The organism is Peribacillus sp. 05N428, assembly GCF_056397085.1.
On the sequence record NZ_JBFTMS010000001.1, the window covers coordinates 103,472 to 121,297 of the forward strand.

The 17,826-nt window shown below is 37.1% G+C and carries 15 protein-coding genes; 11 read left to right on the forward strand and 4 right to left on the reverse strand.

Features of this window, described 5'->3' with window-relative positions:
* Positions 1–9: 9 nt before the first annotated feature.
* The 9 genes from AC1DIV_RS00455 (at position 10) to AC1DIV_RS00495 (ending at position 11,305) form a co-directional block, all read left to right on the forward strand.
* A complete protein-coding gene (locus AC1DIV_RS00455; protein WP_048682397.1) occupies positions 10–993 on the forward strand; it encodes an alpha-ketoacid dehydrogenase subunit beta in 984 nt (327 codons plus the stop codon).
* A 273-nt stretch (positions 994–1,266) separates the two neighbouring features.
* The gene (locus AC1DIV_RS00460; RefSeq protein ID WP_477575598.1) at positions 1,267–2,637 is read left to right on the forward strand and encodes a sigma-54 interaction domain-containing protein; all 1,371 of its coding nucleotides are present in this window, start codon (positions 1,267–1,269) and stop codon (positions 2,635–2,637) included.
* Positions 2,638–2,998: 361 nt separating this feature from the next.
* Positions 2,999–4,552 carry an AMP-binding protein gene (locus tag AC1DIV_RS00465; protein WP_477575599.1) on the forward strand — a complete coding sequence of 518 codons (1,554 nt, stop codon included), beginning with the start codon at positions 2,999–3,001 and terminating at the stop codon, positions 4,550–4,552.
* Positions 4,553–4,739: 187 nt separating this feature from the next.
* Complete coding sequence (locus tag AC1DIV_RS00470) at positions 4,740–5,534, forward strand: enoyl-CoA hydratase/isomerase family protein (protein ID WP_336862552.1); 795 nt, start codon at positions 4,740–4,742, stop codon at positions 5,532–5,534.
* A 249-nt stretch (positions 5,535–5,783) separates the two neighbouring features.
* Positions 5,784–7,250, forward strand: a complete 1,467-nt coding sequence (locus tag AC1DIV_RS00475) for a GntP family permease (RefSeq protein ID WP_406594511.1) — start codon at positions 5,784–5,786, stop codon at positions 7,248–7,250.
* A gap of 194 nt (positions 7,251–7,444) precedes the next feature.
* Positions 7,445–7,888, forward strand: coding sequence for a MaoC/PaaZ C-terminal domain-containing protein (locus tag AC1DIV_RS00480; protein WP_336862549.1), 444 nt, complete (start codon positions 7,445–7,447; stop codon positions 7,886–7,888).
* Between the two features lie 403 nt (positions 7,889–8,291).
* On the forward strand, positions 8,292–9,215 hold the full coding sequence (locus tag AC1DIV_RS00485) for a DMT family transporter (RefSeq protein ID WP_340876163.1): 924 nt from the start codon (positions 8,292–8,294) through the stop codon (positions 9,213–9,215).
* A 413-nt stretch (positions 9,216–9,628) separates the two neighbouring features.
* Positions 9,629–10,606 (forward strand): ring-cleaving dioxygenase, encoded by a 978-nt coding sequence (locus tag AC1DIV_RS00490; protein WP_318291611.1) that lies wholly within the window; start codon positions 9,629–9,631, stop codon positions 10,604–10,606.
* 99 nt (positions 10,607–10,705) lie between these two features.
* Complete coding sequence (locus AC1DIV_RS00495) at positions 10,706–11,305, forward strand: nitroreductase family protein (RefSeq protein WP_340876164.1); 600 nt, start codon at positions 10,706–10,708, stop codon at positions 11,303–11,305.
* Positions 11,306–11,443: 138 nt separating this feature from the next.
* Here the strand turns inward: AC1DIV_RS00495 and AC1DIV_RS00500 are convergent, their stop codons facing one another.
* A complete protein-coding gene (locus AC1DIV_RS00500) occupies positions 11,444–12,787 on the reverse strand; it encodes an aminotransferase-like domain-containing protein (RefSeq protein WP_477575601.1) in 1,344 nt (447 codons plus the stop codon).
* 115 nt (positions 12,788–12,902) lie between these two features.
* On the opposite strand from AC1DIV_RS00500, the gene AC1DIV_RS00505 reads away from it, so the two are divergent.
* Together AC1DIV_RS00505 and AC1DIV_RS00510 are read left to right on the forward strand one after the other, a co-directional pair.
* A complete protein-coding gene (locus AC1DIV_RS00505) occupies positions 12,903–13,859 on the forward strand; it encodes a DMT family transporter (protein WP_477575602.1) in 957 nt (318 codons plus the stop codon).
* Entirely contained in the window at positions 13,859–14,743 is an 885-nt protein-coding gene (locus AC1DIV_RS00510) for a DMT family transporter (RefSeq protein WP_477575603.1), read from the forward strand. Before AC1DIV_RS00505 ends, AC1DIV_RS00510 begins: the two co-directional genes overlap by 1 nt.
* Before the next feature lie 266 nt (positions 14,744–15,009).
* Here AC1DIV_RS00510 and AC1DIV_RS00515 read toward each other — a convergent pair whose 3' ends face one another.
* From AC1DIV_RS00515 to AC1DIV_RS00525, 3 genes are all read right to left on the reverse strand, one after another.
* On the reverse strand, positions 15,010–15,567 hold the full coding sequence (locus AC1DIV_RS00515; protein WP_477575605.1) for an MFS transporter: 558 nt from the start codon (positions 15,565–15,567) through the stop codon (positions 15,010–15,012).
* Positions 15,564–17,006 (reverse strand): FAD-binding protein, encoded by a 1,443-nt coding sequence (locus AC1DIV_RS00520; protein ID WP_477575607.1) that lies wholly within the window; start codon positions 17,004–17,006, stop codon positions 15,564–15,566. The genes AC1DIV_RS00515 and AC1DIV_RS00520 overlap by 4 nt, the downstream gene beginning before the upstream one ends.
* Positions 17,007–17,160: 154 nt before the next feature.
* Positions 17,161–17,766, reverse strand: coding sequence for a TetR/AcrR family transcriptional regulator (locus AC1DIV_RS00525; RefSeq protein ID WP_034312657.1), 606 nt, complete (start codon positions 17,764–17,766; stop codon positions 17,161–17,163).
* Positions 17,767–17,826 lie beyond the last annotated feature (60 nt).

Sequence of the window (17,826 nt, forward strand, 5' to 3'; positions counted from 1 at the left end):
GGAAAGAAGATGGCAGTGATATCTTATATAGATGCCGTGATAATGGCGATGCGGGAAGAAATGGAACGTGATTCCCGTGTATTTGTATTAGGTGAGGACGTAGGGGTAAAGGGCGGCGTGTTTAAAGCGACTTCAGGGTTATACGAACAATTCGGTGAACAGCGTGTCATTGATACACCGCTTGCTGAATCCGCAATCGCAGGAGTCGGCATCGGCGCGGCCATGTATGGAATGAGGCCGATTGCGGAAATGCAATTCGCTGATTTTATCATGCCAGCAATCAACCAAATCATTTCGGAAGCTGCAAAAATCCGTTATCGCTCCAATAATGACTGGCATTGTCCTATCGTCATCAGAGCTCCATACGGCGGTGGTGTACATGGGGCGTTATACCATTCACAATCCGTTGAAGCCATTTTTGCCAATCAACCGGGACTTAAAATTGTCATGCCCTCTACACCCTATGACGTGAAAGGGTTATTGAAAGCCGCCATTCGCGATGATGACCCTGTCCTTTTCTTTGAACATAAAAGAGCCTATCGCCTAATTAAAGAAGAAGTGCCGAATGATGATTATGTTTTACCGATTGGTAAGGCGGATGTAAAACGTGAAGGCGAGGACGTTACAGTGATTACTTATGGCCTTTGTGTTCATTTTGCGCTTCAGGCAGCTGAAAGGCTGGCCAGTGATGGCATATCCGTTCATATACTTGATTTACGAACCGTTTATCCATTAGATCAAGAAGCCATAATGGAAGCTGCATCTAAAACAGGAAAAGTCCTATTGATTACTGAAGATAATAAGGAAGGAAGCATCATTAGTGAAGTATCGGCGATCATTGCAGAAAACTGCCTCTTCGATCTTGATGCCCCAATCATGAGACTCGCGGGCCCGGATGTTCCTGCTATGCCATATTCACCATCATTAGAGAAATCATTCATGGTGAATCCTGAAAAAGTGGAAAAGGCACTCCGGGACCTGGCTGCCTATTAAATGGTCTGCATGGAGGAACGAACCTTGCGCATCCGTTTAAATTGGTGTTTATATTGGGATTGATCTTAAAAATGAACGTAAGTCTAGCAACTATAATAAAGGTTGCCAGGCTTTTTTTTTGCGGTAAATAAATCATCTATAGTGAAAAAATATTCCTAGGCTAGAGAGGGCATATAAAACTCAGTGATTTTTAGGGAATTTTCACTTCGTAAATATATATTGAATGGATTGCGTGGTATTATATGGTAAAGCATTCTAGGTAAAGGAGAACTAATGATGAATACTGGACAATTATCCAATAATAAACTATTAGATATGGTGTTTGAAAGTACATATTATGGAATTGTAATTGTCGATAGTCACGCAAAAATTCAATATATTAGCAATAAATATTGTGAATTTTTAAATGTTGAACGCAGTACAGTGATTGGTGAACATGTGACGAATATAATTGAAAATACAAGGCTACACCTAGTGGTGCAAATAGGTAAATCGGAAATCGCTGATATACATTTTCTTCGTGGTGATTTTGTTATAGCTAATCGCATTCCTATTATCGAGAATAAGGAAATAATTGGTGCGATTGGGACAATAATGTTTCGTGATCTTGATGACTGGAACAAAATGAATAGCCACATTAAGGAGATACTGACAAAACATAATTTTTACAAAAATGAAAGAGATGTTACAAATGGAGTAAAGTATTCCTTACACAATTTAATTGGAAATTCACAAGAAGTACAACAGTTAAAAGAACTTGTGAAAAGGGTTGCTAGAGGTGATATCTCTGTACTAATTAGAGGAGAAAGCGGTACAGGCAAGGAAATAATAGCACATAGCATTCATCAGTTAAGTGGGAGAAGTGACAAACCACTTGTGAAAATAAATTGTACTTCAATTCCGGAACACTTATTAGAATCTGAACTTTTCGGTTATGAAGAAGGTGCCTTTACAGGGGCAAACAAGGGAGGGAAAATAGGAAAGTTTCAATTTGCTGATGGTGGAACTGTTTTCCTTGACGAAATTGGTGATATGCCTCAGCATATGCAAGTCAAGTTATTAAGGGTTCTTCAGGAAAAGGAATTTGAGCCTGTAGGTTCGCTTTATCCAAAAAAACTAAATGTTCGAGTGATTGCTGCAACAAATCGCCCTTTAGAAAAATTGGTGGAAGAAAAGCTATTTCGTGAAGACCTATTTTATAGAATTAATGCAGTCCAATTATTTGTTCCCCCTTTAAGAGATAGAATTGAAGATATCCCTGTACTTGTTGATTATTTTTTAAAAAAAGTCACAGCTCGAATAGGAAAACGAGTAACTTCTGTACATCCTGAGGTGCTTTCAGTAATAGAGCAATATAACTGGCCAGGGAATATCAGAGAACTAGAGAATGTGATTGATGCAGGTGTTCACCTATCAAATGACGAAGTAATCGGAAAAGATGCTTTACCTGATTATCTAAAACGTCATAACGTTAAAATGAAAGAAGAAAGTTTAAAGGATATTGTGGAGGAAACAGAAAAGAAGGCAATCGAAAGAGCGTTAAGAAGGTTTAAGTTTGATAAAAAACGGGTTGCGGAAACTCTTGGAATAGGGAATTCCACCCTTTACGATAAAATAAAAAAATATCAGATTTCTGACCAATAAAAATTAATCCGGGATTTCAGAATTCATTCCGAAATCCCGGATAAATATTTTAATTTCAATATTAGTGTAGGTAAAGTTCACATTAAAGGAGAAAAAGACTATAGAACAGATTTAAATTTTATTTAAATTATGAAAATTAATGAATAAAAAATCAACTGATCTAAATTCAGTTGATTTTTTTTAATTCTTTTCTGAAAAATCAGAAAATAAATAATTGAATATTCCTCGATAATTAGAAAAAGTAAGTCAGTATAGAGGGGTTACGTGTTGGAATGAATCTTGCATTCAAATTTGAAGAAAGGAGGAAAGGAATCGATAAACTATAATTTGAATCTGCTTAAACTGAAAAGGAGGAATTTCATTGGATGTCGGTTTTATAACAAGAAAAATGGCAAATGATTTAAATAATTTAAATCCTAGAAAAATAGYAATAAAAGAAGAAGTAGGAAAGTCAATGACGTACATGGATCTCCACCATATATCAAATGCGTATGCAAACAAGTTTTACGAATTAGGAGTTCGAAAAGGGGATCGTGTCGGTATTTTACTTTACAACTGTCTCGAATATTTTAGTCTATATTTTGCCATTGCGAAAATCGGCGCAATTGCCGTTCGACTTAATTTTAGGCTATCAAGTGCTGAGCTTGAGTATGCATTAAATGATTCACAGACAAAAATATTGTGCTTCCATTCGAACTTAGCCAGTCAGCTGGAATCAGTTTGTAATCATGTTTCGGTTGAGCGTTATTTTTGTCTTCCTCATAGAAATGGCTCAATCCCAGGTTGGTCTGAGTCATGGAGTGTTTTAGAAAGTGGTTCGGTAGATGAGGTCAAAGTCGATAACATTAAATTAAACGATCCGGTCATGCTGATGTACACATCAGGCACAACGGGAAGACCTAAAGGTGCGATTTGGACTCATGATACAACTTTCTGGTTTTCTACGATTCAAGCGCTGAAATGGAAATTTACAGGGATAGAAGTTGCGATGACGACAGGACCACTATACCATGTTGGGGCGATGGAAGATATCGCACTTCCTATTCTTATGATGGGTGGAAGCGTAATAATTACAAAAAGCCAAGAATTCGAGATTGGAAGAATTCTTTCCGTTATTGAACAGGAAAATGTGACTGATGCTTTTTTATTCCCTTTTATGATTTATGAAATGCTAAATTTGCCTGAAATTGAAGAGTATCAGCTAAAATCTTTAAAAACTATATATACAGGTGGTGACCCGCTAATGCCATGGGCATTGGAACAATTAAAAAAGAGGTTTCCTCATATTGGAGTTGTTCAAGTTTACGGGTTAACTGAAGGACAACCAATTGCGGCATCGCTTGAACCACAGGATGCTTTTACAAAAGGCCATACCGTTGGAAAGCCGATGCCGCTTACAGAAATTAATATTATTGATGAAGATGGAACGCCCATGCCTGTTGGTGAAATTGGTGAAATCGCTATTAAAAGTCCAGCGGTTTCTGAGGGGTATTGGAGGAAACCTGATGCCACAATGGAAACATTTGTGAATGGTTGGTGTAAAACAGGAGACATGGGAAAATTCGATCATGATGGGTATCTATCAATTGCAGGCAGAAAAAAAGATATGATCCGAAGCGGTGGTGAAAACATTTACTCAGCGGAAATTGAAGACGTCTTATACCGCCATGAGGAGGTGAAGGAAGTTTCTATAATTGGTATTCCTGATCCGAAATACATTGAGGCTGTATGTGCTGTTATTGTTAAAAAAGAAGGAGCCAAACTTACGGAAGAAGATGTTGTTAATTACTGTAAGGAACATCTTGCTAGCTACAAAAAACCTAGAAAGGTCACATTTGTTGATGAAATTCCACGTACCCCATCCGGAAAGGTTCAAAAGTTTATTCTTCGAAAACAGTTTAGTGGTATGGAATAAATAAGGAATTTCCCATAGGTTAAAAAGGTACAGGTTTTTTAAATACATTATTTCAATTTGTTTATAAAATGCACATAACCACAAAGGATTCTATAAAGATAACTGGTTTATCCACTGATGCACGTTTTCAGCAATGCAAGAACATCTGGAACCCCACAAGTTCATTTAAGGTTGAGGAGGAAAGCCGATGAAGAATAAAAATCAAGTTGTTTCATGGTCGAAACAGGGTAATATTGCAAAAATTATTATTGATAATCCACCTGTTAATGTATTAAGCGCAGATGTTATAGAACAATTGAATTTTGTGGTGGATGAAATTGAAAGCGATTACAATGTTAAGGTCATTATCCTTACAGGTGAAGGCGAAAGAGCTTTTGTTGCTGGTGGAGATATTAAAGAATTTCCAGCATGGATAGGAAAAGGAGTCGAAGAAGGAAAGGGGAAATCACTTTGGCTTCAGGAACCACTTAATAAAATTGAACGTCTATCTCGACCAACCATTGCTGCAATCAACGGATTAGCATTAGGTGGAGGATGTGAACTTGCCTTAAGTTGTGACATTCGGATTGCGGAGGAACAAATTAGGATTGGGCTTCCAGAAATTAAATTGGGGTTGTTCCCAGGAGCAGGGGGAACTCAAAGACTTCCTAGACTGATAGGTAAAGCAAAAGCAAAAGAATTGATCTTTACTGGTGAGCCACTGAATGCAGAAGAGGCCAAACAAATAGGGCTTGTTAATCATGTCGTGCCAAAGGGGGAATCCATAAATAAAGCAATGGAAATCGCAAAATGTATTTGCAATTATTCGTTACAATCTTTAACTTTTGCAAAGCATTCTATTGATTATGGCTATGAACAAACACTTGAAGATGGACTCGTGATTGAAGCTGAAAACTTTGGTCATGTTTTTCAGACGAAGGATGTTAAGGAAGGCGTTGAAGCCTTTATTAGTAAAAGAGAGCCGAACTTCGTTGATCAGTAATCCAGCATGACAAAACCAGAGTGAAGTCCAATTTTTGAAAAAAGAAGATTCTGCAGTTAAATAATTTTTGTTAATAAACTAAATAGATAATGTTATTTTTAAAAAAATCTATTCGGGAAATTAATTAGAGTTCTTTACTTTATGTTCACTAGAAAAGTGAACTATGATGCCAAAGAAGTCTTGGGGCAATGCATTCTAACCAGCAACAAATGTAACATATTATATTTTGAGAAAAAGGGGGAAATCAATATGGATGTAATGATAATTATTATTTCACTTGGATTACTTATGTTTCTAGCATATCGAGGATTTTCTGTTATTCTTTTTGCACCATTGTGCGCTTTGTTTGCTGTATTTTTAACGGATCCTGGACATGTTTTACCTTTCTTCTCTAATATATTTATGGTTAAGTTGGTTGAATTTGTTAAATTATACTTCCCGGTTTTTCTACTAGGTGCTATTTTTGGGAAATTGGTTGAAATAAGCGGTGTTGCAAAGAGCATAGCTAAAATTATTGTCCGTTTTATCGGGGCTAAACAAGCCATTCTAGCCATAGTGATAATGGGCGCAATCCTGACATATAGCGGAGTTAGTTTGTTTGTTGCAGTGTTTGCCATATATCCATTTGCTGCTCAGCTGTTTCGCGAAGCTAATATTCCAAAGCGTTTAATTCCTGCGACAATTGCAGTTAGTGCTTTTACCTTTTCAATGGATTCACTTCCAGGGTCTCCGCAAATTCAGAATGTCATTCCAACGGGATTCTTTAAAACTGATATCTATGCTGCACCGACATTGGGGATTATTGGGGCAATATTTATCATTTCCTTGAGCCTTTTATATTTAAATCATTGTCGACATAAGGCAGCTAGAAATGGTGAAGGGTATTTTGGAATTGGGGATAAAGCTATTGATAAGGAAGCTGCTGAAGCAGAAATGGCAGCTAGTTCTGCTTTATCGGTGGAAACGACTAATAAGTTGGGGATGGATTCTGAAAAAGCTATAAGTAGAAAAGACTGGCTTGCTTTTATTCCGTTAGCGTTAGTTGGAGTAATGAATAAGTTTTTTACTGAGTCGTTTCCTCTTTGGTATGCCAAAGGATTTGATTTTGCTAATATTGGGTTAAAAGATTATGGAAATGTTGATATGTCTAAAGTTATTGGTGTTTGGTCTGTAGAGATGGCTCTTATTCTCGGAATAATAGCAACCGTCTTATTAAACTTAAAAGCTGTCAAATTAAATTTCAATTCGAGTATTAATATAGGGATTAGTGGGGCATTGCTTGCAACCATGAATACGGCAACCGAATATGGTTTTGGGGGTGTGATTGCTGCTTTACCCGGCTTTACTGTGATACAAGACTATCTTACTGGTATGTTTTCGAATCCTTTAATTAATGGGGCGATCATGACAAATGTTTTGTGCGGCATTACTGGTTCTGGATCTGGTGGGATGAGCATTACGTTGAGCCTAATGGCGGATACGTATATACAAACAGCTGCTCATTTTGACATTCCGTTGGAAGTTTTACATCGTGTCATTGCTATGTCAGCTGGTGGATTTGATACTTTGCCACATAATGGAGCTATAATTACTCTTCTGGCTGTTACGGGACTCACTCATCGCCAGGCATATAAAGACATTTTTGTTATTACCATTATAAAGACACTTGCTGTATTCTTTGTAATTGGTATATTCAGCTTGTTTGCCATCGTTTAAATATTTGCCGGTGAGCATTGGAAAATAAGTTCGATTTCTAGCTTTAAACGCTTTTTACATCAGATAGTACGTCTTCAAAACATTTTTTATAGTTGTTGATTTTAAAAACTATCACTAAATTATATATTCTATAGTATTTAATATCTGAATTTTCCGCCTGCTAATTTAAGCCCAAGTAGAAGGAGATTGGAAAAATGTTTAATAAATATTTCCATCAATATGAAATCGGAGAAACATGGGTGTCGAAAGGACGTACTATAACCGAAGCAGATCTAGTAATGTTTTCTGCATTTAGCGGTGACTGGTTTCCTCTCCATACTGATAAGGAGTATGCAGCAAATACACAATTTAAGCAAAGGATAGCCCACGGAATGCTTATACTTTCGGCTGCAACCGGCTTATTTCAATTTGAACCAGGAATCGTCGTTGCATTTTATGGTTTGGAGAAAGTACGATTTACAAACCCTACTTTTATTGGGGACACGATACATGTAGAATTAAAGGTGATTGATCTTTTTGAAAAGGGCTATCAAGGTGTTGTAACAGTCAACCAAGAAATAAAAAAACAAAATGGAGAAACTGTAGCCATCGCCAATATGAAAATAATGGTCAATTCTGATGCCGATGTAAAAATATAATAATCACTTGATTTATTAGGCGACAAACGTAAATATTTGAGCAGATAAAACGTACTTATTACTAATATCAATATCAAATTAGCTTAAGGGTATAAGAGAAAATTCTAAGTAAAAGGTATTATCCCAAACTTTAGCACAGAAATTTAAACGGGCGGTAGGCAGAAGAAACGAAATAATAAGCTGCGTTTTTTACATCATTTTTAGATGAAGGCAAGCCTGCACAGTGGCTTGCCTTCTTTAATGAACTCAAGCCACTTTTTTTTTAGACATCTTTATCTTGCCTTTATAGGGTGTTGTTTCATTTTGGCTGAAAAAAATTTCAAGTTCATCTTATATAGCAAGATTTTTTTATGAAATCCCTAACAATGTTTGTCATAATAGGAAAGTAGGAAGGGGGAGCATCATGCTTCGATTATACGGGGCTTTAATCGGCCTTAGTTTGATATGGGGTTTATCGTTTGTTTTTATGAAGTGGCTGCTACCGCCTGCGGGCATTTGGGGGATTGTATTTCTCCGCTGTTTGGCGGGTGCTGTTGTTCTGCTTCCCATCTTATGGTGGAAGCGCAGGGAAATCAATTGGAAATTGCCATGGAAAGCACTGGTCGTTGTCGGAATCTTCAATTGCGGATTAGCATGGGGATTAATACCTTTAAGTGAAACGGAGATTAACAGCAGCACGGCATCGATTCTAAATGCAACCACTCCGATCTGGACGGGGATCATCGGATTTATCATTTTTTCATACGTTCTAACCCCCCGACAATGGATGGGCATTCTAATTGGTTTCTTCGGAATTCTAGTATTGATGGATTTTCAAATCGGTCAGCTTTTCGGAAGGGAATTCATCGGGATTGGGACAATGCTGTTAGCGTCCATCTGTTATGGTTTTGCCGGTCATTTTACGAAAAGATTTCTTTCCAGTACCAGCATATTGATCATTACGACGTTTACGCTGCTCACGGGTGCCGTTATCGGTTTGATCGGGATGCTACTAACAGAGCCGTTTAAGCCAGTGATGCTGATGGAACCGCTGACGATTTTCGCCATAGTCGGACTTGGTTGCTTTGGCTCTGGGGTCGGCCAGCTGACCTATTTCTACATCAATAAAAATGGCAGCCCTGAGTTAGCCGCATCTGTTACATACCTTATTCCTGCTACCGCTATGGTTTGGGGGTATATCCTCCTTGGAGAAGCGATTAATCCTAATGTAATCATTGGCCTGCTGATTATTTTCGCAGGAGTTTATCTTTCCTCTAAGAGGTCAAAAGAAAATGATGGCACAAACTCTTCATCTGGAAAACAAGCTGATTTGCATCAAGTAAAATAAGTAATCAAAACGAAATAGCCCTCACGTAAAGAGTTTGCTTTATGTTGGGGGCTTTCGTATGGGAACACATTAATAGTGTTACTTCATTATTGCCAAAGAATTGATTGTCTTTGCCGCTATTTATAGCTATGACATTAACCCAATACAGAATGGTCTTTACTTTAAGGAAAAAAGTTTTTTTGTCTGAAATTATTTTTATTTTGAGATATATTAATTTGAGACAATGTTATTGACAGTGAAGGGTATTCATGATAAATTATCTTTAAATAAAGATATATTAATTCAAGATAATAAGAAACACCTTATCAAACCCCTTTAATGAATAGCCACTCTTTTTTGAAGGAAAAATATAGGGGATTAAGGAAAACGCTGAATATCCATAAATTGAATCGTTTTAATGGGAGGAATAATGTATGAATGGTTTAAAAGGTATACACCACGTAACGGCCATAACAAGTAGTGCTGAAAAAAATTATGAATTTTTCACAAATATATTAGGCATGCGTTTAGTCAAGAAAACTGTTAACCAAGATGATATCCAAACCTATCACCTGTTTTTTGCCGACGATGTTGGCGGTGCGGGTACTGACATGACATTCTTCGATTTTCCTGGTATTCCTAAAGGAGAGCATGGGACTAATGAGATTTCCAAAACATCCTTCCGTGTACCGACTGATGCGGCATTGGAGTATTGGGTTAAACGCTTTGACCGATTAGAGGTAAAGAATACAGGAATCCAAGAACAATTTGGTAAAAAGATCATTTCATTTGTGGATTTTGATGATCAGCAATATCAATTGATCTCAGATGAAAATAATGAAGGGGTTGCAGCTGGAATCCCTTGGCAAAAAGGGCCGATTCCTCTTGAATACGCTATTACAGGATTAGGACCAATTTTCATTCGGATCGCCAATTTCGATTACTTTAAAGAAATGATGGAAAAAGTCCTATTATTCAAAGAAATAGACAAGGAAGGATCATTTCACCTATTTGAGGTAGGGGAAGGCGGGAATGGTGCACAAGTGATCGTCGAGCATAATTCGATCCTTCCTCAGGCACGGCAGGGTTTTGGGACTGTTCACCATACAGCCTTCCGTGTTGAAGACCGTTCCGTTCTGGAAGAATGGATCAAACGAATGGAAAGCTTCCAATTTCATACGTCCGGTTATGTCGATCGTCACTTCTTTGAGTCGCTTTACGTAAGAGTGGCGCCGCAAATTTTATTCGAGTTTGCCACGGATGGTCCTGGATTCATGGGGGATGAGCCGTATGAAACGCTTGGGGAAAAGTTATCTTTACCACCGTTCTTGGAACCGAAAAGGGATCAAATCGAAAAGTTGGTCCGTCCCATTGATACAGTAAGAAGCACCAAGGAATACATTAAAGAATAATTGCGAATGATATATTGGTTTATGCCCATACTAAAATAGGTAGAAATAAAAAATGGAATAATTATTTGAAATAGAAAAAATGTTCTGGAGGAATGAATCATGACTAAAGATTTTTACACAGCCATTAAAGAGAGACGTTCATATTATGGAATCAATAAAGAAGTCCATGTATCGGATGAGAAAATTAAAGAAATAGTTGAATTTGCGGTAAAACACACGCCATCGGCTTTTAATTCCCAATCCTCCCGCCTTGTTGTTTTAACAGGATCGGCACATGATAAATTATGGGATATTACGACGCAGGCTTTAAGGAAAGCGGTTGGTGAGGGAGATTTCTCTGGCACTCAACAAAAAATGGATTCCTTCAAAGCGGGATATGGGTCAATATTATTCTTTGAAGATGAATCTGTAGTGAAATCACTTCAAGAACAATTTGCAACGTATGCCGATAACTTCCCAATCTGGTCACAACAAACATCAGGCATGCATCAATTAGTTGTTTGGACGGCACTTGAAGCAGAAGGATTGGGAGCAACTTTACAGCATTATAATCCTCTAATTGATGATGAAGTGAAAAAAGAATGGAATGTTCCAAGCAATTGGAAATTGATTGCGCAAATGCCATTTGGAAATCCAACAGCTCAACCGGGTGATAAAGAATTCAAACCACTTGAGGATCGTATCAAATTTTATAAATAAAGCTTTGTTGAGAGCCAATTCTAATTGGCTCTTTTTTGTTTGTGCTCATTTTCCCATATTTTTTCAGTTCTACAATAAGAAAAAATATTTTCACTATTTTTTGTTGTGTGGAAAGTGACTTTACCTTATGTAAAAGTTTTATAAGTAATAATTCTCCTTTTTATTCAATTCATTGAAAATAAGAGCTATTCCTTGCTCAAGTTTTTGTATATTTGTATTGGACACGTTTAGTTTTAATATTTTTTCCTGGTGAAAGCCATCTATATAATTTTGACCCATCGTCTCTACCAGTACTTGTTGATTCTGTAAGTTATTGATGAGGTGAGTACTATTTAAACGATGAGGCAGTACGATATGAGCGTTCATACATATGGATGCTGGGCGATAAAAGCCTGGAGCAGAGTACTTTTCTAGAGCATCATATAGCATGTTTGCACGCAATGAATAGGAAAGTCGCACTTTGTTTCTATGGTGTTTAAACATACCGCTTTTTATGTAGATTTCCAAGGCTGCTTGTGAAATCATGGAACTATCAATATCAGCTGTTCTTTTATATAGTTGGAAGCTGTCCGTTAATGGTTTAGGCAATACGACAACACCTATGCGTAATCCTGGAAACATTATTTTAGAGAAGCTTTTTAAATAAATGACCATATTATGGGTGTCCTCGGAAAAAATAGGGTCTACCTTCATATTTTCTTCGAAATCTGCTAAATAATCATCTTCTACAATATAGACACCATACTTTACCGCAAGTTTTAGTATCTCCACTCTTTCCATTTTAGAGTAAGAAGTCCCTAACGGATTATGAAAACGTGGCATCGTATAAAAGAATTTAATTTCCTGATCACTAAAAATCCGTTCTAACTCCTCTAAATCAATACCTTCTGCTGTTCGTTCGATTCCTAGCACGGAAATCTTGTACGCTTTCAATTGCTCCACAAATAGATGATAACTAGGCTGCTCAACAAGTATATGAGTACGTTCATTTGGAAAGGGGATTAACGTTAATAAGGAAAGTGCTTGCTGCACGCCAGAAGTAATGAAAATCTGTTCTTCTTTTGCGAAAACCTGATACTGCTCTAATTGTTTTTGTATCACTTTAATTAAAGAGGGCAGTCCTTTTGGAGTACCATAGATAAACAATTCTTGCTGATAGGTATCGATGGCTTTGTTAATGCAATGTTGAAAGTCATGATACGGAAATTGATGCCAAGCGGGAGCGGAGGTAACAAAGTCGATGTCCGTTGTGGGTTCGCTTTTACCATCAAATTCTTTTTGTACGACATAATATCCGCTTTTAGGAACCGCGTAGATTAAATGCTTCTTTTCCAATTCTTGCAGGGCTTTCAAGACTGTACTTTTACTACATTGATGTTTATCGCTTAATTGACGAATAGATGGGAGTTTAAAGCCCGCTTTGAGCCGTCCATTCTGGATGAGAGATTCAAATTCATTAAACAAAGCTACGTATTTTAGCATGAATACCTCCTAAAACTGTACCGTTACAGATGCTTCATATTTGTATTGTATCGTAGTGGAACTTTTAATACGATACTAACAACCGGCCGGGTGTTGAAAAGGAGGATTACTCAATATGCCAGAAAATAAAAAAGCCTATCTTGCGGCGATACTATATGCCATTATTATTGGATTTTCATTTTTCTTTACAAAAATATCATTAATGGAAGCTAGTCCGCTAGATACATTGGCACATCGATTTACGATGGCTTTGTTGATCGCCATAATTATTAATCTATTTAGGAGGACATCAGTGAAAATGAGTGCAAAGGATTCTGTGAAAATTCTTCCGTTGGTGTTCCTTTATCCAATTTTATTCTTTACATTTCAAGTGTTTGGTCTCATTTATACCTCATCTTCAGAAGCGGGTATTATCCAAGCGACCATACCAATTTTTACGTTATTATCAGCTTCATTATTTTTGAAAGAATACGCAGGTAGAGGTCAGAAATTTTTTCTTTGTTTATCTGTGCTGGGAGTTATCTTTATCTTTGTCATGAATGACTTGCAACATGCGGCTCACAGTTTGAAAGGAACGATCCTGATCTTATTATCCTCGATTGCTGCCGCTCTCTATAATGTGATAGCGAGGAAGGTAACAAAGCAATATTCACTATTTACGTTAACGTATGTGATGACATTCTTTGGTTTTGTGACTTTTAATAGTATGGCCGTCATCAACCATATAATTAACCAATCTATCAGCAGCTTTTTATTACCCTTCACAAGTAGTGCATTCCTCATTTCAATCGTATATCTTGGGGTATTATCGTCTCTGCTTACTGCTTTTTTATCAAACTATTCATTATCTATATTACCAGCATCTAAAATGAGCGTTTTTAGTAATTTAGCGACTCTGATTACGATAATAGCCGGGGTGATTTTCTTACATGAATCGATTCATTATTATCATGTAATAGGTGCAATGATTATTCTTGCTGGGGTAATCGGCACGAATTATTTTGGTGGAATTCAATCCAAGCATAATAGTAAGACTTTTGCCGACCCATTGCTGAAAAGGGAGGGAAAGTAATGAATAAATATTTGTTGTTACTCTTGATTAGTGGTATATGGGGATCTCAATTCTTCTTTATTGCATTAGTCATAGAAAATGTTGGGGTTATTACATTGTCAGCCATCAAAGCATGCATCGGCGGTATCTGTTTACTCTTCTTTGGTTTGTTTTTATCAAAAGAAGAGCGAAAAGTACCCAGGAGTTATTATAAATGGTATATTATCATTGCTTTTTTCGAGGTTGTACTACCATTCGTCTTTATTGCACAAGGCCAGAAATCGGTGCCTAGCAGTATCGCAGCGGTGCTGATTGGAATGGTTCCCATCTTTACCATCCTTTTTTTACTAGCATTTTTCAAAAGAAAAAGCACAAGGTCGGAGATTACAAGTATCTTATTCGGATTTGCAGGTATTGTCTTCCTTTCCTGGCCGACACAAGGAATCCAAGACCTTTCTAACAGTATCCAGGGGAACATCCTCATGATATTGGCTGCTATGAGTTTTGGATTATCATTAATTTTCATGGAGAAATTAAACGAGGGATCTTCCGTCATTCATATGAGAAATGTATTACTGATTGCCAGTGCATTGCTCATACCCATGTCCCTTTTGTTAGAGCGATCTTTCAAAATGGATATAGCACGATCTCAATCTATCTACTTAGCGATTTTAGGCATTTTCCATGCAGGTGTTGTTTATGCATTATTTAACAGGCTGATTCGGCAAGAAGGCGCATTATTTACTTCATATAGTAATTATATAGTGCCTGTCATCGGAATGATTTTAGGCTTTTTCTTTTTACATGAAGCGTTGTCTATTCATCAATTGATTGGAATGGGTATAATAATGCTGTCATTAGTTTTTTTAGAAGAAAAAAAAATTATCAAATTGAAAAGAAAGTAGTATTTTATTATATGTGCTAATGTCCGTTATCTTTAATTGTACTAATATTCATATATATAACGAAACCAAATTGAAAAATGGGCAGCAGGTTTAATATTTTTTGTAAGATCATTTTTAGTTTTTTGATCAGCAAATGAATATATGGTAAAAGAAGCATCTGCTGATGTTAATGCAAATGCTTTTCTTTTAAAAGGGGTAACTGATTTATTGGCGCTACCAGTAATAAATGCATTGGCGCTACCAGTAATAAATGCTTATATTTTTAGTTATTCTGCATTAGATAGTGATGTATTTTTCTCCATCTTCATTATAATAAATCCACTCCAGGCAAACATAAGGGAGGCTATGTAAAAGATGCTGCCGATCGTTAAAAAGTCGACTAAATATCCGGTTGCAATCACCGCAGCTGCAGCACCGACGGATGGCCAAACATGGTAGTTCCCGATTTCCGCACCCGCGGTTTTCTTCGTTACATATCTTGCCAGTACCGTTTTTTCAGTGTTTCTTTGTACTGCCCCAAGTACTCCCATAATGATTTGCAGGAGATAGACATGCCAAATTTCATATGCGAGAGGAAAGGCAAGCAGGATAAGTGCCATCCCCCATGAATAGATAAGGAGAAATGCTTTGTCACCTGTTTTGTCAGTGAATTTTCCGATTAAAGGATAGCTAAGCGCTGCAGTCAATGAGAATATTCCATATGCCCACCCGAATTGCGAATAACTGGTGCCCACATTTTTGATTAGCAAAATATAAAAGGGGAAAATCATGCTGGCAGCCATTCCAACAGTGCCTTGGTAAAAAACAAAACGTTTATAATTCATGGATGATACTCCTCATAGAAAAGATTCATGAAGCGATTATCAGGATCATATTTCTTCTTTAATCGAAAGAATTCCTCAGTACGCGGATACGCTTCAAATAATTGTGTCTTGGTTGGATACCCATAATAGGGCAGATAGTAGCTGCCGTTATGGTCAAGCGTCACATCGATCATGTTACGGATGACCCTTCCTGTATTATCCTTGCTTTCGTCATCTGTCCCTTGATTGATGAGCATCACTAAAGCGAACATATCATCCTTGGCATAGGACATGAGTGATTCATCATTATGTTCCACATAACGAATTGTGATATTTAATAAATTAAAATCTTTCTCATCAGATAAGGTTCTTCTTAAGTCATCGATATAATCAGCAAATTGTTCAATCGGAACGAAGTATTCTTGCAGCACTTCCGTTTTGGTGGGGTTGCTGTAATCCATGAATGCTGAATCCGACCGCATCACATTATTCCTCGAAACCAAGTTGCCATCAATATTGGCCGTGTAGGCTTTTTGAGTTTCCCAAAACCTTTTTTTACCCCAGTCATTAAAACGTGAGAGGCCAAGAAAGAATTTAGGCACGGCAATGATCGTTTCCCGTTTGAGAGTATTGTAGTCAGATAGCCTTGTTTGGTCATTTGCCCTATAATAATCCGTTACATACATTTCATCCAAATAGGAGCCAGGAGCAACAGATATTCTTGCAAGATGCATTTTAACATCATCGTTTTGAAGAACTTCTCTTTTAAAGTACGACGTATATTCATCATAATGAAGTGATTTAGTTTTAATGTTATAAAGTTCGTCATCGGTAAGGTGGAGTGTTACATCGAGTATGACTCCAAATAATCCATACCCGCCAATAACCGTATGGAAGAGCTCCGAATTTTCTTCGCGGCTCACTGTTAGGATTTGTCCTTTTGCGTCAAGCAATCTAAAAGATTCCACGGTTTCTATCAAGGCATGATGACGGATATCCCGGCCATGGACATTAACGCTCAAAGAACCGCCAATGGTAAAAATGTTTTGAGATTGACTGACCTTCAGTGCAAGTCCATATGGGTTGATGTATTCCTGAAGAGCAGCCCAGGTTGCTCCGCTTTGGACCGTGATGCGTTTTTCTTTTACATCCAAATCAAGTATTTTATCATAGTTCTTCATATCGAGCAGGATCCCGTTTGGATATAATGTCTGCCCTCCTTGGCTATGCTGCATTCCGGCAATGGAAATGGGATCATCGTTTTTTTCGGCATCCAAAACGACTTTTTTGATTTCTTCTTCACTATCTTCTGCCTTTATCACTTTCATTTTAACTGGCATCAGACGGCTTATATCTTTGGCAATAGGGTGGTCAAGCTTGAAATTAAAAGCCTGCAGCGATAATCCAAATAATAGTGCATATAGGGTGATAAATAAAAATCGTTTCATGATATCTGGCATTCTACTCCTCGTTTACTTTGTTTGACACTTAATTGAAATAAAGAAAATGTATGAACCTTATATATTAATGGAGTTTCCCTGACTATTCAGTAAGGTTGGGGTTAATATTGAATTAAATGTCAGATTTTTAGAAATGAATCTTTTGATTTATGTATTAGTTCTTGGTTTTCAGCCCATTAATGATTGTTTTGGTTAGCGGTATGGATAGTGATTCCAAGCTTTGTTCTGAGTTGTTTAATCCCCAATGATAGATGATTCCCATCAGGCTTTGGATGATAAGTTGTGAAATTTCGTTAACTGATTGGTCAGTGCCAATGTCGTTTTGTTCTTTCGCCTCTTCAATTAATGAACGAATGATTTTGAAGAGTGAGCGGTTTGAATTTAAAAAGTAAGTATGTTCTTTCGAATCTAAAGCGGAACTGTAAATCACTTTCATTAAATCTTTGCCCATTTCTACTTCCAGAAAACGCATCAATTTGCGAATGAAAATAAACAATTTCTCGGTAGCGTCCATATCGACTGGGAACGAACGGAAGACTTCGCGATAGTAATCATCGACTTCTATGAATCTCACTAAAAAAATGTCCGATTTCGCTGAAAAGTGTTGGTAAAATGACCCTTTTGATGTGCCGCTTTTTTTCACGATTTCGTCAACGGTAACTTTATCGTAACCTTTTTCGCTAAATAGCTTTAGAGATATTTGTAAAATTTTTTCACGAGTCTTTTCTCCCCTAAGTTGTTTTTTTCTGGGTTCAATCATAAAAAACCTCCAAATGATAATTGACAGAATATTCCTATATAGTTTAATATCAGACTACAG

Excerpts from the sequence above, each read along its gene's own strand:
- AC1DIV_RS00515 (WP_477575605.1), bottom strand. The coding sequence starts at position 15,567 with ATGAATTATAAACGTTTTGTTTTTTACCAAGGCACTGTTGGAATGGCT.
- AC1DIV_RS00520 (WP_477575607.1), bottom strand. The coding sequence starts at position 17,006 with ATGCCAGATATCATGAAACGATTTTTATTTATCACCCTATATGCACTA.
- AC1DIV_RS00495 (WP_340876164.1), top strand. The coding sequence starts at position 10,706 with ATGACTAAAGATTTTTACACAGCCATTAAAGAGAGACGTTCATATTAT.
- AC1DIV_RS00455 (WP_048682397.1), top strand. The coding sequence starts at position 10 with ATGGCAGTGATATCTTATATAGATGCCGTGATAATGGCGATGCGGGAA.
- AC1DIV_RS00460 (WP_477575598.1), top strand. The coding sequence starts at position 1,267 with ATGATGAATACTGGACAATTATCCAATAATAAACTATTAGATATGGTG.
- AC1DIV_RS00525 (WP_034312657.1), bottom strand. The coding sequence starts at position 17,766 with ATGATTGAACCCAGAAAAAAACAACTTAGGGGAGAAAAGACTCGTGAA.
- AC1DIV_RS00510 (WP_477575603.1), top strand. The coding sequence starts at position 13,859 with ATGAATAAATATTTGTTGTTACTCTTGATTAGTGGTATATGGGGATCT.
- AC1DIV_RS00480 (WP_336862549.1), top strand. The coding sequence starts at position 7,445 with ATGTTTAATAAATATTTCCATCAATATGAAATCGGAGAAACATGGGTG.
- AC1DIV_RS00485 (WP_340876163.1), top strand. The coding sequence starts at position 8,292 with ATGCTTCGATTATACGGGGCTTTAATCGGCCTTAGTTTGATATGGGGT.
- AC1DIV_RS00475 (WP_406594511.1), top strand. The coding sequence starts at position 5,784 with ATGGATGTAATGATAATTATTATTTCACTTGGATTACTTATGTTTCTA.
- AC1DIV_RS00490 (WP_318291611.1), top strand. The coding sequence starts at position 9,629 with ATGAATGGTTTAAAAGGTATACACCACGTAACGGCCATAACAAGTAGT.
- AC1DIV_RS00500 (WP_477575601.1), bottom strand. The coding sequence starts at position 12,787 with ATGCTAAAATACGTAGCTTTGTTTAATGAATTTGAATCTCTCATCCAG.
- AC1DIV_RS00505 (WP_477575602.1), top strand. The coding sequence starts at position 12,903 with ATGCCAGAAAATAAAAAAGCCTATCTTGCGGCGATACTATATGCCATT.
- AC1DIV_RS00470 (WP_336862552.1), top strand. The coding sequence starts at position 4,740 with ATGAAGAATAAAAATCAAGTTGTTTCATGGTCGAAACAGGGTAATATT.